Below are 19960 nucleotides of genomic sequence, written 5' to 3'. Positions count from 1 at the left end.
TAAAAAAATGAAAATTCAAGATATTTTTGAAAAGGATATTACCCGTGATATTCAAGGGGTTATCAAAGTGGGACAGGATGATGTTCAAACCATTAAACAGGATTTAGATGAGTATGTTGTGACGTCTGAGTTGCAACGTTATTTCGCTGATTTTTTTGATGCATATCAAAAGGGAATCAATGGTACGACAGACAAGATGGGTGTTTGGATTTCTGGTTTCTTTGGATCTGGTAAGTCTCACTTCCTTAAAATCTTGTCATACCTTTTGAATTCACAAGTTCGGGTTGATGGCATGAGCGCTGTTGAATTTTTCAAACAGCAAAATAAGGTTGCTGACCCAATGACAATTGCTAATATGTATTTGGCCGCTAGTGTTCCTTCAGATGTTATATTGTTTAACATTGACTCTGAATCAAAATCAGGTAATAAGTCTTCTGAAAATGCCATTCGTAACGTGTTTTTGCAAGTCTTTAATAAGATGCAAGGCTTTACGGACAAAAACTTTTGGCTAGCTGACATGGAACAGATGCTAGTTGCAGACGGGTTGTATGATGACTTTAAGGCCGCTTATAAGGGATTGAATCCTAAGCATGATGATTGGGAGAAGGGCCGCGATCGTTATGCATTTGAGGCGAAAATTGCAATCGAACCAGCTTTGAAGCAAGTCGGATATCAATATGATATGCCTAATTTCTCTGCAGATTACGAACTGAATATCAAAGATTTTGCAGAGCGTGTTGCTGCCTATATCAATGCTAGGGGCGACAATCACCACGTTGTGTTCCTAGTGGACGAGGTTGGTCAATTTATTGGTGATGATATTAAGCGCATGTTGAATCTTCAAACAATTGTCGAAGAGCTCGGTGTTGCCACTGGCGGAAAAGCTTGGGTAATTGTTACTTCTCAGCAAGCAATCGATGAGGTTACCACTAACCTAAGCGGTACTGATTTTTCAAAGATTCAAGGTCGATTTGATACAAAGATTTCTATGAGTTCTGCCGACGTTGCCGAGGTAATTAAGAAGCGATTGCTCGCTAAAACAAATGATGCTGCTGGATTGTTGGAGGGTGAATTTGAAAACAATAAGCAAGCCATTTTGAATAAGTTTAACTTTGGTAGTGAGCGTAAGTGGCGAAAGTACAAGTCTGCTCAGGATTATACAGACGTGTATCCATTCGTACCTTATCAATTCGAACTGTTGCAATCAGTTTTGACAGCAGTGCGAGAACACGGATCTGACGGGAAACACTTGTCAGAAGGTGAACGCTCTATGCTGGCTATTTTCAAAGAGTCTGCAGAAAAGGTTGGCGAAGACGACACCAGTACGCTCATTCCATTTAGTTCATTCTACGATGGGCTTGAGGGATTTATTGATCACGAACACCGCATTGTTATTTCGAACGCTGAGAAAAATGAAGCGGTGAATCCGAATGAAGAGAAAAATCCGTTTGCCCTTCGTGTTCTACAAACGTTGTTCATGGTGAAGCACGTTGATTCTTTCGAAAAAAATATCGATGGAATTACAACCTTGTTGATTTCAAGCAATGATGAAGATGTTATTGAATTGCGTAAGCGTGTTGAAGACGCACTGAATGTGCTGATTAAGCAAGGTTTTGTTGAAAAAACGACAAAGGGATATGAATTCCTTACTAACACAGAACAAGATATTAAACGACAAATTGACAAGCAAATGGTTAATGACAGTGATGTTGATAAAAGTTTGGGTGATTTCTTGTTTGCTGAAATGCCTACTACATTCACACCAGATGGAATGGGAAAAAACTATAACTTTAAGTTCAACACATTTGTGGATGAGTATCTTCAAGGTTCAAATCGAAACGCACTAAATATGAAGGTCATCACGCCACTGAATGACATGAATAATGTTGATGTGAAGCTTGAGATGGAGAGCACAGAAGTTCACACTCTAGTCATTGATTTACCAAATAATGCTGAGTATATTGATGAATTACGTCAGGCTATTCGAATTGCGCAGTACCTCAGCCGATCATCCTCGCTTGATTCTAAAGCTAGCCAATTGATTAGCGTGCAATCAGAAGAACGAAAAAGCTTGATGGATTCTGCTAAGAAACACGCACTTGATGCACTTTCAGAGGCACGTGTATTCGTTAATGGAAATCAAATTGAGGGTAGCGTCATAAAGACGCGTCTGGAATCAGGAATGAAAAATGTTGTTGGAAACACATTCCGAAAGTTAAATGATTTGGTTCAGACACATACAGACCGTGATATCGTTTCACTTTTCGCATCTGATGACGGCATGGTATTGGATGCGGCCGATGTAAATCAAAATGCATTGGAAGATGTAAAAAACAAGATAGCTAAAGAACTGACAAAGAATCCTAAAGTGTCATTGGAAACCATTATTTCGCAATTTCAAGCTATTCCATATGGATTCTCACCAATTGATACGCAATGGCTAGTTGCTAAGCTGTTTGTTGACGGTAAAATCGACATTGAGAGTGATGGTGAAAAAATCCTTGTTAAGGATGAACATTATTCTAAAAAGCAAAAAGCCGATTTATTCTTAAAGAATCAAAAGAGACTCGCATTGACGATTAAGCAAGACATTCCGATGAAGCAACGTAAGGCGTTGAAAAATTTGGCTAAAGAGGTCTTTGGTAAGCGCGCCTTTCAGGATGAGACAGACGATGGTATGGTGCTTGAATTGCGCGATGCAACAATCAAGTATGAATATGACCGATTGTCAGATTACGAGGGGCGCAATTCAAAATTCCCTGGGCACGTTGAATTGCAAAAGGGAATTCAGTTGCTCAAGCGATTGCTGGGTGTGAAAGATACGGCCGAATTTTATGCGCAAATGTCGTCTATGGAGGAGGAATTGCTTGATTGGCATGAAGATATGGAAGACAAAGATGTTAAGGACTTTTATGGTAATAAATCCTCTCAGGCAATCTGGGAGCAGGGAATAAAAAATGTTGATATTTATCATCGTTCCGAAGGCTTTATCACGAATGTTGAGCTAAATGAATTTGTAGACAACTTGGAATCGTTAATCAAATCAGGCACGGCTAAGAAAGTGCAAGAAGTTAAAGCCAAGAATGAAGAGTTTTCAAACCTGTTTAACTCGGTTCTGGATGATGAGCAACAAAGAGTAATCTTGAGGGTACAGGGTTACCAAGAACGTGGAGAAACGCTGATTTCTGAGACTGATTTGAGCGATTCTACAAAGTTATTGCTAACTTCAGATTATATTTCTGAAATGGAAAACATCCGATCGCAGGCTACGAAGGCTGTTGATTTAGAAACTTTGAATGGTAAGCTACCATTGGCTAGTTCAAAACTTAATCAATTGATGGCTAAAGTGCAGTCGGAAGTGGCGAAGCAGCAAGTGCTTCCCGTTACTAATCAGGATGAGGGTGAAGGAATAAGTCGACCTGCTGAACCAGTCAAGATTCCACGCTTCGAAAGTTTACGTGACTACACCGGTACAACGAGCTGGCACATTACTTCTGAGTCAGACTTGGATGAGCAACTAGCGGAATTGAAGCAACGAGTTTTGGCACAACTAAACGATGGGAAAACGTCATTTATTGATTTGAACATCTAAAAAATTAGTCCAAGAGTCTATTCTTGGACTGTACATAACCTAATGAAGGCGAGAAATAAAAATGGACAAACGGGCAATAAATAATTTTGCCGTTAAAGCACGTCGTGACTTAATTCGTGACATTACGAATAAGTTGGGGCTACTTGGTATTGATGAAGCTGGCATTCAAGAAAAACGTGCGGAATCAACGGCTGAAATCGAGTATTATGGTGAGTTAGCTTACGAGATTAGTGGTGATGATATCAGGTTACGCCGAGAACTAGTGAGCCAATTAAAGTCACGTGTAGCTGATGATTGGAATACGGTGCTTCAGGACTTTATTGAAGAGGTAGCATATACCTGGTTCAATCGAATTATTGCGATTCGATTTATGGAAGTTAATGACTATTTACCATCTAAAACACGAGTTCTATCATCTGAAAATGGGCGTACAGAGCCTGATATTTTGACAGAAGCGTTTGATATTGAAGACGATTTGCACGGATTTAACAGCAATCAGCGTGCTTTGTTAGCTAAAGCACTTGATACTGAAATTCCAGAAGACTTGGATAAGGCGTATACAATGCTATTCATTAAGCAAGCTAATGCATTGAATGACAATTTGCCATATCTGTTTGAGCGTACCAGTGATTACATGCAATTATTGTTCACCCCCAGCTATCACGATGGGGTCATTAAGGACTTGATTGATGGTATTCCAGAGAGTGACTTTGATGTGCAGCTTGAAGGTCAAGTTGAAATTATTGGCTGGCTCTACCAGTACTATAATGAAGAACCTCATAATGCAGTAGTAAATATAAATGGAGGTACTGTCAAAACTAATGACATACCTGCAGCCACACAACTATTTACTACTGACTGGGTTGTTCGATATATGGTTGATAACTCATTGGGAAAATATTATCTTGAACGTAATGCTCATTCAGAGTTAGGAACTCATCTAGAATTTTTACTTCCTGATAGCTTGGAGATGGTTTCTGATGATTTAGACGTTACCCAAATTAAAGTAATTGATAACGCAATGGGTTCAGGACACATTCTCGTGTACGCATTTGATGTTTTGATAAAGATGTATGCTGAGCAAGGATATTCGTCTCGCGAAGCATCAAGCCTAATTCTTGAAAACAATTTATTTGGATTGGAAATAGATAAACGCGCTTATCAACTGGCTTACTTTGCACTTATGATGAAAGCTCGCGAGTATAATCGTCGAGCTTTAACTTCGAATATTTCACCAAAGGTTTATGTTTTTGAGGACACTTCAAACATCAATGACAACTATTTCGAAAGTCTACCTGTGTCTGAATCTAACATTCAAGATTTGAAATACATTGTGTCTCTTTTCCATGATTCACGTACGCTAGGATCAATCATTCAAATCGATAAACCTGTGAAAACAGGTAATTTGCGAACAGTTCTAACTAACATTCCACAGGACACTTCGCTAGACTTAAACAACACTCGTGAAATTACTTATCAACTATTGCGTCTGTTAGACATAGTTGAAACAATGCAAAATAAGTACGAAGCAGTCATCACGAACCCGCCATATCTAAACAAAATGAACAAGGTCCTGAAAGAATATGTGAAAACGCATTATAAAGATTATTCAAGTGATTTGTTTTCCGTTTTTATTTGGCACAATATTAACATGACAGTAGCGAACGGATACGCAGCTTATATGACGCCTTTCGTATGGATGTTCATTAAAAGTTACGAAAAATTACGTATATCAATTTTGAACAGCAAGTTAATTTCTAGCTTAATTCAAATGGAATATTCCGCATTTGAAGAAGCTACAGTACCAATCAATACCTTTGTGTTAAAAAATACAACTGAATCAGAAGATGGTGTCTATATTAAATTATCTGATTTTAAAGGTGGAATGGATATTCAAAAAACAAAGGTACTGGAAGCTATTGAACAGCCAAATGTTGATTTTTTTTATCGAACTAACCAATCGAATTTTAATAAAATTCCAGGCAGCCCTATCGCGTATTGGGCTTCAGATAATTTGTTACGAGACTTTGAGATTGGAACTCGCATGGATGAGTTAGTCGATCCACGTCAAGGGTTAGCTACAGCAGACAATAATCGATTTTTGCGTCAATGGTTCGAAGTTAGTTACGATAAAATTAAGTTCGATGCCAAGGATATCTCTGAATCGGTCTCATCAAACAAAAAATGGTTCCCTTACAACAAGGGCGGTTCATATCGAAAGTGGTACGGAAACTATGATTATGTAGTTAATTGGGAGAATGATGGCCGTGAAATTAGAAATTTCAAAGATTCTAAAGGGAAACTCCGCTCGCGACCTCAAAATACTGATTATTACTTCCGTGAAGCAATAACATGGCCGAAGATAACTTCTGGAAAATTTAATGCTCGTTACAGAGAGCCAGGATCAATTCATGATACGGCCGGAAATGAGGCGTTTACTAACAATCATAAGTCATTATTGTACATTTTGGGCTTGCTGGGAACTAAAGTAACTGAGTACATGATGGACACTTTGAACCCAACAATAAATGCTCAAATTGGTGACTTTGGAAACTTATCAGTGTTGAATACCAGTTTCGAAGATGAAAATCGTGTCATACAAATGGCGAGTCATTTGATAGAAATAGCAAAAAATGATTGGAATAACTTCGAAAATAGTCATGAATTCAAATTGCACCCATTGATACGTCATATCGATGAACATAATCGAAATTGGACACTTAAAGACGCTTTTGAAGTTTGGGCTAAAGAAGCACAAGATAGATTCAATCAATTGAAATCCAATGAAGAGGAGTTAAATCGTATATTTATTGATTTATATGGTCTTCAAGATGAATTGACGCCGGATGTGGCGGACAAAGACGTTTCTGTGTGCATTGCTGATGAAGTACGTGATGTAAAGTCATTCTTATCATATTTTGTGGGTCTTGTATTTGGGCGGTATTCGTTAGATGTTCCAGGATTGGCTTATGCCGGTAGAGATTGGGATGATAGCAAGTATAACTCTTTCCAGCCAAATAAGGATAATGTCTTGGTTTTATCTGACGATAATTATTTTAATGATTCTAGAGATATTATTAGTCGTTTGAAAGAGTTTTTAATGATTGCATTTGGTGATGATAATGTCCAAGAAAATCTAGAATATATTGCTCAAGTTGTCGGAAAGAATGGAGATACTGCAGAAGAAAGAATTCGTCAGTACTTTATTAAAGATTTTTATAAAGATCATGTTTCTGTTTATTCAAAGCGGCCAATATACTGGGAATATAATTCTGGTAAGAAAGAAGGATTCCGTGCGTTGATGTATGTTCATCGATATGATGCAGATACAACAGGAACGATACGTATGGATTACTTACTACCGCTTCAGGAAGCTTACGAAAATGCATTAGTAAATTTTGAATCTCTTGTAGAAAATGAGACAGTGGCAAAGACTCGTAAGATTTACGCAAAGAAAGTGACTCGTTTAACGAATCAAATTGATGAAATTAAATTGTTTGATCAGGTTCTGCAGCACTTGGCAACGTTAAGAATCGAAATAGATTTAGATGATGGTGTGGTTAAGAATCATGAGAAGATTCAAGCCGGACAAAAGTTATTAACAAAGATTAAATAGTAGTTAAAAGGAGATTCCAAGGTGGAATCTCCTTTTTTTGTGCCAAATATTGTGCCAATTATTTTATGGAACGAAGTAAGGTTAAAATCTTAGTGTCATCCTGTTCTTCCATTTCCTTAATGATATGCAAATACGTCTGTTGTGTTGTTGTTACATTGCTGTGACCTAGCCTTTTTGAAACAGATAAGAGATTAACACCACTGTACAACATTATAGAGGCATGAGTGTGTCGAAGCCCGTGGAATGGAATTCTTGGGATATTTAGACTACTCATTATTGAAGTGAACTGAACCCCATGAGTTGGAGTAAATCTAACTCATGGGGTTTTCTTATGTTCTCGAAAGAAATTCAAATTGAAGCAGTATCGATGTATCTCAAAGGTGTTCCGCCCGTTGAAATACGGAGAAAATTCGGAATCAAAGCTCATTCGACTCTTGAAATCTGGGTGAAATCAATCAAACAGGATGGTATTTATGGAATCAAAGATTCCCACAGAAACAAGACAAGTTATCCGTATTCCTTTAAAATCAAGGTAATTAATTGGCGACTGAATCACAACGCGTCGTATCCCATAACGGCTAGAAAGTTTAGGATAACAAGTCCATCTTTAATTTGGCATTGGGAACGTGCGCTAGAGTCTGGTCGGCTAAAACCTGATAAACGAAGGCGGAAACGAACTATGAATAAGCAAGAACACGACAAGATCAAGAAGCTCGAAGAAGAGAATGAACTACTTCGAATTAAGGTAGCCTACTTGGAAAAACTCGAGGCCTTAGCTCAGGAAAAGAAGAAATTACAAACCAAGACAAAGCGGTAGTAATCACTGTGCTAAGGCAAGAGTTGAAGTGCAAGTTGAAGCTGCTTCTTCAAGTAGCCGAGATGTCTAGCAGTAGTTATCATGACGCGTGCAAGCGTGCGTACAAGGAGTATCCACGTGAGTTAATTGATGCGATTATATCAATTCGTGATGACAACCCGGACTACGGTTACCGTCGTGTCACACAAGAGCTTCGTAATCGTGGCTTCAACACCAACCATAAGGTTGTGCTGAAAATTATGAAGATGAACGGGCTTCTCTGTACTGCTTTCAACCGTCTGACACGGAAGTACAATTCTTACGCCGGCACTGTCGGACATATCTCACCGAATCGTGTAAACCGTCGGTTCACAACGGATCGACCATATCAGAAGGTTCTCACCGACGTCACTGAAGTCCGTTGGGGATCAGGCACGATGGCTGAACGTGCTTATTTCACCGCCTATATTGATGTTTATAGTGGTGAGATTCTCACTTGGAATATCGATCTTCATCCAACTGTCGAGTTCGTCACAAAGCCATTAGATGAGCTTCTACAAAATAGGCCAGAATTGAATTATCGAATGACAATTCACTCTGACCAAGGTTTCCAATATCAAAATTATGAGTATGTATCACGGCTAAAGACTAACCGTGTGTTCCAGAGCATGAGTCGCAAAGCGACATGCCTAGATAACGCAATGGCTGAGAGTATCTTCCACATCTTGAAGGTAGGAACGGTACATAACAACCATTATCAAAGTTATGACGAATTAAAGTCCGGCATAACTAACTATGTCTATTACTACAACAATAAGCGGATAAAAACAAAACTGGCCGGAAGAACTCCGGTTCAATACCGAAATCTTTCCGACCAGTTAGCCGCTTAAACGTCACTCCAATTTTTGGGGTTCAGTTCAAAGACAGCTTTTTATTTATTTCGGCACTTACGATGCTGTGATTGTCGTATACAAAAATTGGGATTTCATCGAGAATATGATGTTTATTGATAAATTCCTTGATTTCAGCGATTGTTTGAGAGTCTACAAGAATGTTTCTTTGAGATGACTTTGTTTTAGTTGGTTTAAATCCACTATTAAATTTATAATCCCAAGTTTTAGTTATTGAAATTAAATTATTATGGTCATCAATGTCAGTAGGAGTTAAACCTAATATTTCGGCAAATCTCATTCCCGTCACGATTGCAATATATATTATGATGTCTTCTAATTCAGATAAATCAAGATGTTCAATGAGTAGTTTTGTTTCTTTGTAGTCCAGTGCCATACGTTGTTTACGAGGTAATGTACCATTGATTACAATTTTTCTTGTAGGATCAGTCGAGATAACTTTATCATCTAATGCATCAAGCAGGGCAGCCTTTAGCTGTTTATGAAATGTGTGAACTGTTCGAATGCTGTGTGTTTCTGAAAACTTATTAATTCTTTGTTGGTAGATTGTACGAGAAAGGTCACAAAGGCGAATTCCTTTAAAAAGACGTTTAGTATGCTGCAGAGTATTCTGATATTTAATAAATGTTATGTCTGAAACGGACGGCTTTTTATATAGATAAATCCAGTGTTCAAAATAGTCCGAGAATAGTTGCTTTCCAGATTGTGCAGAATTTAAATTTGGATGGTTTGATTGAACCTGTGCAGCTGCGGAAATAGCGTCGGATTTTCTTTGAAAACCAGATTTTCGTATCTTTTTATATTTACCTGCTATATCTTTATATGAAATTTCGTATTGCCATACTGATCCTCGTTTACGATAACTAACCATAATTAACCTCCAAAAAAATTTTTTGGCTCAAACTTGGCACATTATTATGCTTAAGTAAAGAAATAGCTCCTTGATTTTGATTATGTTCATCGATATATTGAATAAGTGGATGTGTTTTAAAATCCCATGCTATTTCAAACGAATTCCAATCTATCTTCGAAAGATTAATTAGTTTATTAACTATTGGCAAGTGTTTATCACTATTAGTTGTTAAAACTGGAAAATTGCCTACTACTCCATTAGATAAGTTAATTGTTGGGTTTAATATTTTGAAAATACTGTTCCCAACGGGGGAATTTAACAGTCCAAGTAAAGAAATTAGACGGTTATGATTATTTGAACTTATAAAAGGAGCTGCTATGTCTGGTAGGCTAGAAGGTTCTCGATATCTAATAGAAAAACCTCCTGAAGTAATTAGTGACCAAGAAATAGTTTCACGGAAGTAATAATTAGGGTTTCGAACAACGGAACGTTGCTTGCCGTTTGGAAATTTAAAATTCTTAATGTCTTGGCCATCATTCTCCCAATTAACTACATAGTCATAGTTTCCGTACCACTTCCGATATGCCCCCCCTTTGTTGTAAGGGAACCATTTTTTGTTTGATGAGACCGATTCTGGAATATCCTTGGCATCGAACTTAATTTTACCGTAACTAACTTCAAACCATTGACGTAAAAATAACGAATTATCACCTGTTTGCAGTCCAACTCTAGGGTCAACTAACGTATCCATTTGTTGACCAATCTCAAAATCTCGTAACAAATTATCTGAAGTCCAATACGCGATAGGACTACCCGGAATTTTACCAAAATTCGATTGGTTAGTTCGATAAACGTTCTTTGATTCCGTCGAATTTACAGCATTAAGATATGCAACTTGCTTCTTTTTTTGTGAGTCGTAGTTTACCAAACGAACAAAAGCCCCAACGTAATCGGACATTTGTGTATTTTGCATTACAAATGCCGTTGTTTGGACAACCTCTCCGCCTATTTCTTCGAAAGCTTTAGTTCCGAGGTGAGCCATATTAATAATAGATTGCTTATTAATTTTATTTCTTAAGCGTTCAAAACTAGATAAAAACATCCACTGATGCTGAGTAATCATAGCATACAAACCATTTGAACCAACAAACTTTGCAAGTCGTTCAATGAACACGGCAAATAAATCAGACTTTGAGTCAACATAATTTGATGTCACATAGGCCTTTAAATCTTTTGGCATTTTGCTAGCTTGCATATATGGTGGGTTAGTTATAGCTATAGTAAAGCGACTACTCAAAATCTTGGCCACTGGCAACATGTTTCGAAGCGTCTGCTGCATTTTACCAGCTTCAATCGCATCAAATCCGTCTTCGTTAATAAGCAAATTTGATTTTGTTAGTTTTTGTAGTTCCTTAAAATCTATTGCTGGATTAATTTCAATAATTGACCCAAGTGAATCTCCATGTGAAAAAACAGAAAGTAATTGACGCAGAGAATTTTTTATTCCATTCGTATCAACGACATCCGCCTTCTTGATAAGGAGATCTGCGAAGTCAACTGAATCAGATATGTTTGGCACATCAAACACATTTGGCCGAATTCCTTGCGACAACACCTTACGATTGTCTTGTCTAGCTTTCATCATTATTGCAAAGTAAGATAACTGGAAAGCTCTGTTATCGATATCCAAGCCAAACAAGTTTTTTTGCAATATTAATTCTGCCGAGTCCTTCTTTGAAAAACCTTCGGATTCGTAAATTTGTTGCAAAACATCATAAGCATAAACCAAAATATGACCAGAGCCCATGGCAGGATCAATGACGGTTATATCTTCAGGTGTAGCAAATTGTTCTGGTGTGGAACTTGAAACTAGTAGTTCTTGGTTATCAGCTGATTCTGGAAGGTAGTATTCCCAACCGAAAGATTGCGCAATTTCCTTTTCGCTTCGAGGGTCCCCTTTTTTTAATAGGCCGCGTATCCAATAACGACCTATCGAATTTTCAACCATGTAGCGTACTACCCAATCCGGGGTAAAAAGCTGGGTAACTGCTGGAATATCTTCTTTCTTGTATGACTTCTTTTTAAATGCCAAGTCTTTTGGCTCTTCATTATAGTACTGGTACAGCCAGCCAATAATTTCAACCTGACCTTCAATTTGAACATCAAAGTCATTCTCTGGAATGACATCAATCAAGTCCTTAATGACCCCATCGTGATAGCTGGGGGTGAACAATAATTTTATTGTGATAATAGGCGATGCTAACTAATTTTGATATAATGAGCTTAAAGACCGTTTATGACGGGACAACGTATAAAAGAAATGAGTATTAGTACATGGTTGAATTAAATACAGGGGAGATTGCTGAACGGATTCGTACATTATTCGCGCAAGGAAAACAGTTTGTTTTTTGGTATGACGCAAATGCGGATTTCGCAGATAATATCGGAGAAATCACTGCGCAATTGACTCAAACAACAATTGAAATGCTTCCGGGTGAACAATTTAAGACTAAGTTAGAAGTTTTGAGTCTTGAGAAGAATGGGGAAGCTGCATTAATATATTCGCCTGCAAAAAAGCCTGACTTATCACAAAATTTAATGGCCGATGTAGAACGCTACTCGGTTGAATTTACAGCGGACGCGACTGTAATGCTTCGTGAAGAATTAGGACTGGAAGAGAAACATCAACAGTTTGTTGTGGACAACATGAAGTTCTTCGGAAATAAGGAGCGCATTAATAAATTTAAGGCTTTGGCTAATGGTAGAAGAATTAACAATCCAATTATTGCTATTTTGGCCGTTCTTGCCAAGTCAAACGGTATTTCATCTCTAGACATTCTTAAGTCAGTTATTCAAACGGACTTAGAAGAGAATCAAGCGTTGAATGAGTTTAAAAAATTCAATGTTTATGATTACTTCTGGCAAGGAATGAGTAGCCAATTCGGTTATTTTTCTTCAGAGCCGAAGTTGAAAGAACTGTTGAGTGGCATGCTTGTTATCACGGCATTCGATCAAATGGAGTTGGATCTTCCTTCCCAAGTAAATGTCTATCAAACGTTCGCGAAGGCTAACGTTATTGCTGCAGTTTCGCAATTGATGAACATGGCTAATTTCACGTCGCGTATGAAACAAATTGCCGATGAAGTTTGGCAATTTGTTAACGGAGAATCAGTCTTTAAAAACGTTGAGATGAATGATTTGATTAAATCTGATGTCTTTAGAAATTTTGATTTAAAAATCATGGATTGGGCTGCTACTAGTTTAGTGAACTCAGAACTTCAGCCTAATGGGGTTGATTTACGTTCCTTGACTCATACACGACAGGATACGATGTATGCGAATGAGTACGAATCGGCGTACAAGATGATTCGAAAGGCGATACCAGTATTGGCTGGTAAAGCGTTTGGTGATTACGAAAACGTAGAAAAATTTGCAGAAGCGTATGTGGATACAAAAAACGGGCTCGCTAATATCGATACATCATATCGTAAGTTTGTTGACTATCGTTGGACGTTAGATTCTGAATTGTTTGACTCGTTTGATACGCTTGCACAACGTGTAGAACAAAGCTATTTAAATGGCTTTTTGAACCCGTTGATTAAGCGCTGGTCTGATGTGTATGATATTAAGTTCATTGAATCACAAAAATTGCAGAGAAATTTCTATCGAAACAAGGTTGCTTCAAGCAAAAATCCAGTTGTCGTAATTGTTTCTGATGCATTGAGGTTTGAGGCAGGACAAGATTTAGCGAAGTTTATTAATAGAGAAAATCAACTATCTGCTGAAGTTGATTATATGATTACCGGCGTGCCGTCGGTGACATACTTCGGTATGCCGTCATTACTTCCACATGAAGAGCTGACGTATGATGCGTCGGTGCCTACGGTTTTGGTGGATGGTGTTAAAGGAACAGATTTGGCTTCAAGAGAGTTGGTTTTGCAAAAACGCAATGCTAAATCAATGACGATTGCTGCAGATAAGGTGATGAGTACCAAAACGGAAGACTTAAAGTCTGAATTCGTGGGCAAAGATGTTATTTACGTATATCACAACGGCATTGATGCAATTAGCGACAATGCAAAAACCGAACGTAAAACGTTCGAAGCGACTGCTCAGACTGTCAGCGAAATTCAATCAATTATCAAGCGGTTAAGAAGCGCAAATCGCACAAACTTTATTGTGACTGCGGATCATGGATTTATTTATCGTGATTCCGAACTGGACACCACAGATAAGATTGATCTTAAGCCAGCTAACTTTATGAAAAAAGCACCAAGATACGCCGTTTCGAAAGAAAAATTTGAACAGACGGGCGTTGATTCAGTGGCGATTAGTGATGTTTTGGACAATGACCAAGAGGAAATAGTGTACTATCCAACTTCCGCAAATATCTTTATGTCGCAAGGGGCTGGTAAAAATTACGTTCACGGCGGTGTTTCGCCACAAGAAATGATTGTGCCGGTGATTGCTGTTCACTCAAAGCGTGGGGCAGATACATCTGAAACTGTGGAAGTTCAACTGAGTCCAGTCCCACACCGCATTACTTCTCGAACTATTATTGTCAGCTTTAACCAATTGCAACCAATTAGTTCCGATGTGAATGGCGCTACGTTTGAAGCGAAGTTTGTGGACCAAGCGGGTGACGTCATTTCTTCTACGGAAGTTATTAATGCGTTTAGTGATGACCAAAATCCAAGTAAGCGAATTATTAAGAAACGCTTTGTAATCGAGGACCAAGTGTATGATCAAACGCAAAGTTACTTCTTGATTGTCGAAAATGTTGAAAATAAGCAAGAAATAATTCGAGAAGAATTTACGATGGATCTTGCAATCACTGGAGGTTTCGATTTTGACTTTAGTTAATGATGACAACAACTTACACGATGACTTAGAGAGTTCAAATGACGACGTAGATATTACTGCCACTGAAGTTTTAGCCTCTGGAAGTGATAGTAATTTCGACTTGCTGGACAAGTTAGAAATTAACTTTCCTGGTCGTTTTGTTCGTAAGGATTTGACGCAGCGAATCAAAGAAGGCGCAAACGTGCCGTCTTATGTGTTGGAGTATCTGCTTGGTATGTATGCAAACTCATCGGATCCAGCAACTATCGAGCAAGGTGTAGAAAACGTCAAGAAAACACTAGCAAACAATTATGTTCGTCCAGACGAGGCGGAGAAAATTAAGTCAAAAATTCGAGAGAACGGTGCTTATACCGTAATTGATAAATTGACTGTTACTTTGAACACGCGATTAGATCGGTATGAGGCGGCATTCAGTAATTTAGGCATTACGGGAGTGCCAGTGGATTCACGTTATCCTCAGGATTATGAGCGTTTGCTAGGCGGGGGTATCTGGGCGATTGTGCGACTAAGTTATTATCACGATGATATGGAAAGTGATAGCACAGCGCCATTCAATGTAGAAAAGCTTACTCCAATTCAAGTTGCCGGACTGGACATGTCTGAAGTTCGACAGGGAAGAGAAAAATTTACTACGGACGAGTGGATCGATTTGTTGCTTCGAACGATTGGGATGGAACCAACTCAATTTGAAAAGCGACAAAAGTGGTTATTCATTTCACGTCTAATTCCAATGGTGGAAAACAACTACAACTTCGTGGAACTGGGTCCTCGTGGAACCGGAAAGTCACACGTGTATAAAGAATTATCACCAAATTCCATTTTGGTTTCAGGTGGTCAAACGACTGTTGCAAACTTGTTTTATAACATGAGCCGCCACCAAGTTGGGCTGGTTGGAATGTGGGATACTGTCGCTTTCGACGAAGTGGCGGGTATTACATTTAAAGATAAAGACGGCGTTCAAATTATGAAAGACTACATGGCATCGGGATCATTCGCACGAGGCAAGGATGAAATTCAAGCAAGTGCGTCAATGGTGTTCGTTGGAAACATCAACCAAAGTGTAGATGTCGTTATGCGGACGTCACATTTGTTTGATCCATTCCCTGATGTAATGGCCAACGATTCGGCATTTTTGGACCGAATTCATAATTACTTGCCTGGCTGGGAGATTCCAAAGTATAAGCCTTCATTTTTTACAAAGGGATATGGCTTCATCACTGATTATTTTGCGGAAGTGATGCGTGAGTTGCGTAAAATTTCATATGGTGATGCTTTCGAAGCGTACTTCAAACTAGGAAATCAATTGAATCAACGTGACACAATCGCTGTTCGTAAGACAGTGTCTGGAATGATCAAGCTTATCTATCCTCATGGAGAGTTTAGCAAGGAAGACGTTGAAGAAGTACTCCGATTCGCCATTGAAATGCGACGCCGTGTTAAGGAACAACTTAAGAAAATTGGTGGCATGGAGTTTTTCGACGTGAACTTAAGTTACATTGATAATGAAACGTTTGAAGAGAAGTTTGTCGCAGTTCCTGAACAAGGATCTTCAACATTAATTCCTGTTGGAACTGAGAAGCCGGGGCATGTTTACTCAGTTGGTTATGATGCTGGAAACCGACTGAGTTTGTTTAAGATTGAGACTCAAATGACCGCGGGTAACGGCAAGTTTGCGACTACTGGTATTGGTGGTCACCGTGGCGCGAAGGAAAGCATGGATACAGCCTATAAGTATCTGAAAGCAAATGCAGGCCAGGTTAGTGGTACTATCTCGTTGTCACAACATGACTTTGTATTGAACGCTACCAACTTAAATAATGGCTTGATGACAGACCGTTTGTCATTGGCGACGTACCTTGCTTTGATTTCAATTAGTCTCGCAAAGCCAACTGTTGATAGCCTTGTTGTTCTAGGAGATTTAACAATCGGCGGATCAGTAGTTAAGCCTGAAAATCTTGCTGATACGCTACAGGTTGCACGGGATAGCGGTGCAAAGAAAGTGCTACTACCAATGACCTCAGCTGCTGATTTAGGTACTGTCCCTAGTGATTTGCTAGGATCATTTACAATTATTTTCTATAATACGATTGAAGAAGCTGCCTTTAAGGCTTTGGGTGTTGAATAGTTACAACATATCGTGATTTAAATACAAGTATTGGGTTGATTCGTGTGAATCGCCCCTTTTTATTATCTGTATTTTATCTATTAAAAACTAAAATTTAACTGGTTTTATGCTATATAATAACAGTATCTATTAATAGGGCGGACAATGAAAATGACAGTGGAATCAGATAAGCTTGTAATTCAAAATATTCCTTATTATGAAAAAGGAATAAAAAGTTTAGAACGCATATCAACTGCCGACCGGCAGGTGATTTTAGATCGTAATACTGTTTATATTGTTAATGAACAATCGGGTAAACAATATAAGGTCTATGTAGGTGAAACGAACAACATTCAAAAGAGAACCTTGCAGCATTTTAAAGGATAAGGATGATGTTCTGCAACAGATTAAAGACGGTTATCTGTATGTGATTGGTGATAGTGAGTTTCAAAAGTCGATGACTTTAGATAAGCAGGACCAGCTGATAATGTATGTTCACGATGCGCTATCTTTGATGTTAGCGTTTGGTGGCTTCTTGTTGGCTTTGTTGACGTATATCGACAATCACAACGACAAGAAGTACGGGCACAAAAAACCACCAAAACTTTGAATGGTGCGGCGGTTTAGTGTAAATTAAATTCAAGCCATCGTCGAGACAGCCTGGCCCCGTGTTCACGCACGGGGTTTTTGTTTATGTGTTTAATATAGCACGGTAAGCAGAAATTAAAAAACGACCAGTCGCAGAACGGGCAACTGATCGTCTACATGGTGCTGGATAAGTCACCATGAGTATTAGTAGGAAATATAAGTATAATCTAGTCGTGGGGAACACTCAACAGGAGCACTCTTTTTGACCTATACCAAAGGTAGTTAACATAACAATGGTTATAGTTAGTTGTTGATTTGACGGGCTTGTCAATGGTTTGTGCAGTCACGTCAATTCACAAACTCATTTTTTAGTTGGCAGCCAAGTTCACAAGCAAAAATTTTGCGAAATTTCACAATCTAGACCATTCATTAAATTTAGGGTTGATTCAAGCGATATTGTTGCCATTTATTGTGCATGTAACGCCATGACCAACCAAGACAAAATGCGATGCCACAGAGTAACCACGTTAATAAAATCATGAATAACTTGCCTAATAGTCCTAATATTAACTTAGCAATGCCTAAAATAATGCTAAAAATATAGGCAACGAGTTTGGCCGTCCAGCCAAGCAACACCCAAAAAATGGCAAAGAAGATAATTAAAATGAAGTAGGGCATCAGGGGCCTCCTTTCTGTCGGTTCTTAATGACATATGTATCCCAACTCAACCATGAGTTAGGGGTTCTGGCACACAGGTGTCAACAATTTGTTTTCAAGTTAATTGTCATGCATTAAAGGAGCATTTTTTTGCCAGAGCGATCTTTTAAGGCAGCCACGTTCCTAGGTTTAATATAACATGATTCAGTTTTTGCAGTAGTTGTTAGGTTTTAATAGCTGCGTTGCCAATTAGGCAGTTCTTGATTAATGATTTGCTGTAAATTTGATAGAAAATGGGCATCAGACATGGTGGCTTGAAATGCCATCGCTAGGATACCACCTAAATAATTTACAAAATAGTGGGCGATAGCGGTATCACTGACCGTTAACCGAAAGGTTGCCGTTGCTAAATTAGGGGTGTTGGCGTCAATAGCCACCGAAACTTGATTGTAGTGTTGCTGGACACATAATTGATAGGTGTTTGCTGGGGTTGTAATGGTTGTCTTTATCATGTAGTTGCCTCCCTAAAAATTTTCTGTTGGTCAATTGGCTTTGATTAACTAACCAAGCTTTCATTTTGACAGGAGAAGTGTGATATAGACACTGGCCAATGACAAGGGCAGCGGAGCTGTGCTATTTACCCTTGTCATTGGTCGTAGTGTTGCTTAGGGCATTAGCCCTTAGCAATCACTGTCTATATTAGAGTTTGGATGGCAAAAAGAAAGGTGCAGTAATCTAAGACGGTTGCGCCGAGCGAAACCGTTTGTCCCCGGTGGGGTCGGGGGTACAAGGGAGCCCCGCTTGCGGGGACTGGGGCACGTAGAGAAGGGCGCAGTGCGCCCCAGTGATTTAGATTTCAACCCAACCATTGTCAGTGGTTGGCGTATTGATGAGATATTGGGCATCTGTTAAGTCGGTAGCAGATAACACGACTTGTTCATTCTGATAGGCTTGTCTTACTTGTTGGTCAAGGTCATTTTCACTATCGACCGTAAGAGCAACGGTACGGGTTAGGGTTTCTTCAAATGTGACATAAATTTCTTTTTTCATGGTTTCACTTACCTTTCAAAATCGTTTTTAACATGTAGATGAACCGTTTGGGTATCATCTGGGGTTAGAATAATCTCGCCGTTGTCGTACATGTGCATGGCTTGTTGACTTAAATCATCAATGTTCATTTCAGGGGTTAATTCAAGGGTCACTTCTTTTTGACGATATTCTTCAAATAAAATACGGACTTTCATTAGTCGTCTCCTTCATTTTTAAAGTGATACAATGTGCCGTTTTCTAATACTTCATTAAAGGTTGTATGTGTTTGTTCATTTAACATATGCGCCTTTTTTGTTTGCTCAAATTCATTAGTGGCAACGGATAACGCTTGATACTGACTAGCTGACATAGTACTGGGTTTAACGCCGGCATCAATTAAAACTAAGGCTTGAAAGAATAACCGGGGGCTTTCTTTTTGTAAGCCAATTAACATGTTGTAAATCGTTTCAACCAGTTTCACACTGACATTTGCCGATACCATTTCTTCATAACCAGTGCCTAAAGCTTTTTTGTAGTGTTCTTTAGGCACTTTAGTTTCTTGATAACCGTAGGTTATATCTGCCATAGCTTGTGCCATTTTAGCAATGGGTAGTTTTGTAAAATCATCATAATAAGTTTTGGTCATGGTTATTCTCCTTGTTCAGCGTATTTAAGCAATGTTTTTAAACTTTCGACATCCTTTTCATAGTCGGCATTACTTAAACGAATGGTTACTTGTTCATGATGCGCTTTTGCTAATTGTAAAGCGGTTATTAAGTTATCAATTTCTGCAGTTGATAAATCAATATCAGCAAAATTATCATTTGCAAAAGGTAGCGGTGTGGGTCGAAAACCACGCCATGCTAAAAACGTTAATGAAAAATCGGTTAAATTTTGAGACATAGTAAAACTCCTTTAATGTTGACTAGGTGTGACAAAAATTTTTTCTGC

The 19960-nt window shown here is 38.6% G+C and carries 16 protein-coding genes and 1 pseudogene; 8 read left to right on the top strand and 9 right to left on the bottom strand.

What is annotated here, in order from left to right; all coding sequences use genetic code 11:
* Positions 1-7 precede the first annotated feature (7 nt).
* Both brxC and pglX (ACQ4QH_RS05380) read left to right on the top strand, forming a co-directional pair.
* Positions 8-3592, top strand: a complete 3585-nt coding sequence (gene brxC, locus ACQ4QH_RS05385) for a BREX system P-loop protein BrxC (RefSeq protein WP_439818068.1) — start codon at positions 8-10, stop codon at positions 3590-3592.
* 61 nt (positions 3593-3653) lie between these two features.
* Positions 3654-7208 carry a BREX-1 system adenine-specific DNA-methyltransferase PglX gene (gene pglX / locus ACQ4QH_RS05380; protein ID WP_439818067.1) on the top strand — a complete coding sequence of 1185 codons (3555 nt, stop codon included), beginning with the start codon at positions 3654-3656 and terminating at the stop codon, positions 7206-7208.
* Between the two features lie 58 nt (positions 7209-7266).
* Here the strand turns inward: pglX (ACQ4QH_RS05380) and ACQ4QH_RS05375 are convergent.
* A pseudogene (locus ACQ4QH_RS05375) lies at positions 7267-7491 on the bottom strand (tyrosine-type recombinase/integrase); the annotation flags it as partial.
* Positions 7492-7539: 48 nt separating this feature from the next.
* Here ACQ4QH_RS05375 and ACQ4QH_RS05370 point away from each other — a divergent pair.
* Positions 7540-8025, top strand: a complete 486-nt coding sequence (locus ACQ4QH_RS05370) for a transposase (protein WP_096740512.1) — start codon at positions 7540-7542, stop codon at positions 8023-8025.
* A gap of 8 nt (positions 8026-8033) precedes the next feature.
* A complete protein-coding gene (locus ACQ4QH_RS05365) occupies positions 8034-8894 on the top strand; it encodes an IS3 family transposase (protein WP_002829237.1) in 861 nt (286 codons plus the stop codon).
* A 22-nt stretch (positions 8895-8916) separates the two neighbouring features.
* On the opposite strand, the gene ACQ4QH_RS05360 is transcribed toward ACQ4QH_RS05365, so the two are convergent.
* Positions 8917-9786, bottom strand: coding sequence for an Arm DNA-binding domain-containing protein (locus ACQ4QH_RS05360; protein ID WP_439818066.1), 870 nt, complete (start codon positions 9784-9786; stop codon positions 8917-8919).
* Positions 9779-12001, bottom strand: coding sequence for a BREX-1 system adenine-specific DNA-methyltransferase PglX (gene pglX / locus ACQ4QH_RS05355; protein WP_439818065.1), 2223 nt, complete (start codon positions 11999-12001; stop codon positions 9779-9781). The genes ACQ4QH_RS05360 and pglX (ACQ4QH_RS05355) overlap by 8 nt, the downstream gene beginning before the upstream one ends.
* A gap of 101 nt (positions 12002-12102) precedes the next feature.
* On the opposite strand from pglX (ACQ4QH_RS05355), the gene pglZ reads away from it, so the two are divergent.
* The 4 genes from pglZ (at position 12103) to ACQ4QH_RS05335 (ending at position 17345) form a co-directional block, all read left to right on the top strand.
* On the top strand, positions 12103-14631 hold the full coding sequence (gene pglZ, locus ACQ4QH_RS05350) for a BREX-1 system phosphatase PglZ type A (RefSeq protein ID WP_439818064.1): 2529 nt from the start codon (positions 12103-12105) through the stop codon (positions 14629-14631).
* A gap of 52 nt (positions 14632-14683) precedes the next feature.
* Entirely contained in the window at positions 14684-16756 is a 2073-nt protein-coding gene (brxL, locus tag ACQ4QH_RS05345) for a protease Lon-related BREX system protein BrxL (RefSeq protein ID WP_216814459.1), read from the top strand.
* 150 nt (positions 16757-16906) lie between these two features.
* Positions 16907-17122 (top strand): GIY-YIG nuclease family protein, encoded by a 216-nt coding sequence (locus tag ACQ4QH_RS05340; RefSeq protein ID WP_439818063.1) that lies wholly within the window; start codon positions 16907-16909, stop codon positions 17120-17122.
* Positions 17073-17345 carry a putative holin-like toxin gene (locus ACQ4QH_RS05335; protein ID WP_439818062.1) on the top strand — a complete coding sequence of 91 codons (273 nt, stop codon included), beginning with the start codon at positions 17073-17075 and terminating at the stop codon, positions 17343-17345. The genes ACQ4QH_RS05340 and ACQ4QH_RS05335 overlap by 50 nt, the downstream gene beginning before the upstream one ends.
* A 413-nt stretch (positions 17346-17758) precedes the next feature.
* Here ACQ4QH_RS05335 and ACQ4QH_RS05330 read toward each other — a convergent pair whose 3' ends face one another.
* The 6 genes from ACQ4QH_RS05330 to ACQ4QH_RS05305 all read right to left on the bottom strand — a co-directional run bounded on the left by ACQ4QH_RS05330 (position 17759) and on the right by ACQ4QH_RS05305 (position 19912).
* Positions 17759-18001 (bottom strand): hypothetical protein, encoded by a 243-nt coding sequence (locus ACQ4QH_RS05330; RefSeq protein ID WP_439818061.1) that lies wholly within the window; start codon positions 17999-18001, stop codon positions 17759-17761.
* Positions 18002-18210: 209 nt separating this feature from the next.
* Positions 18211-18492: a hypothetical protein gene (locus ACQ4QH_RS05325; RefSeq protein ID WP_439818060.1), complete on the bottom strand. Its 282-nt coding sequence runs from the start codon at positions 18490-18492 to the stop codon at positions 18211-18213.
* Positions 18493-18829: 337 nt separating this feature from the next.
* Entirely contained in the window at positions 18830-19030 is a 201-nt protein-coding gene (locus tag ACQ4QH_RS05320) for a DpnD/PcfM family protein (protein ID WP_074426902.1), read from the bottom strand.
* Between the two features lie 8 nt (positions 19031-19038).
* On the bottom strand, positions 19039-19224 hold the full coding sequence (locus tag ACQ4QH_RS05315) for a hypothetical protein (protein WP_140837745.1): 186 nt from the start codon (positions 19222-19224) through the stop codon (positions 19039-19041).
* Entirely contained in the window at positions 19224-19655 is a 432-nt protein-coding gene (locus tag ACQ4QH_RS05310) for a hypothetical protein (protein ID WP_249631073.1), read from the bottom strand. The genes ACQ4QH_RS05315 and ACQ4QH_RS05310 overlap by 1 nt, the downstream gene beginning before the upstream one ends.
* A gap of 2 nt (positions 19656-19657) precedes the next feature.
* A complete protein-coding gene (locus ACQ4QH_RS05305) occupies positions 19658-19912 on the bottom strand; it encodes a hypothetical protein (RefSeq protein ID WP_115471612.1) in 255 nt (84 codons plus the stop codon).
* Between the last annotated feature and the right edge of the window lie 48 nt (positions 19913-19960).

The organism is Weissella paramesenteroides (assembly GCF_051903945.1).
GTDB classification, from domain to species: domain Bacteria; phylum Bacillota; class Bacilli; order Lactobacillales; family Lactobacillaceae; genus Weissella; species Weissella paramesenteroides_A.
Note: the sequence above shows the minus strand (reverse complement) of the source record. Positions and strands in the feature narration are given on the sequence as shown.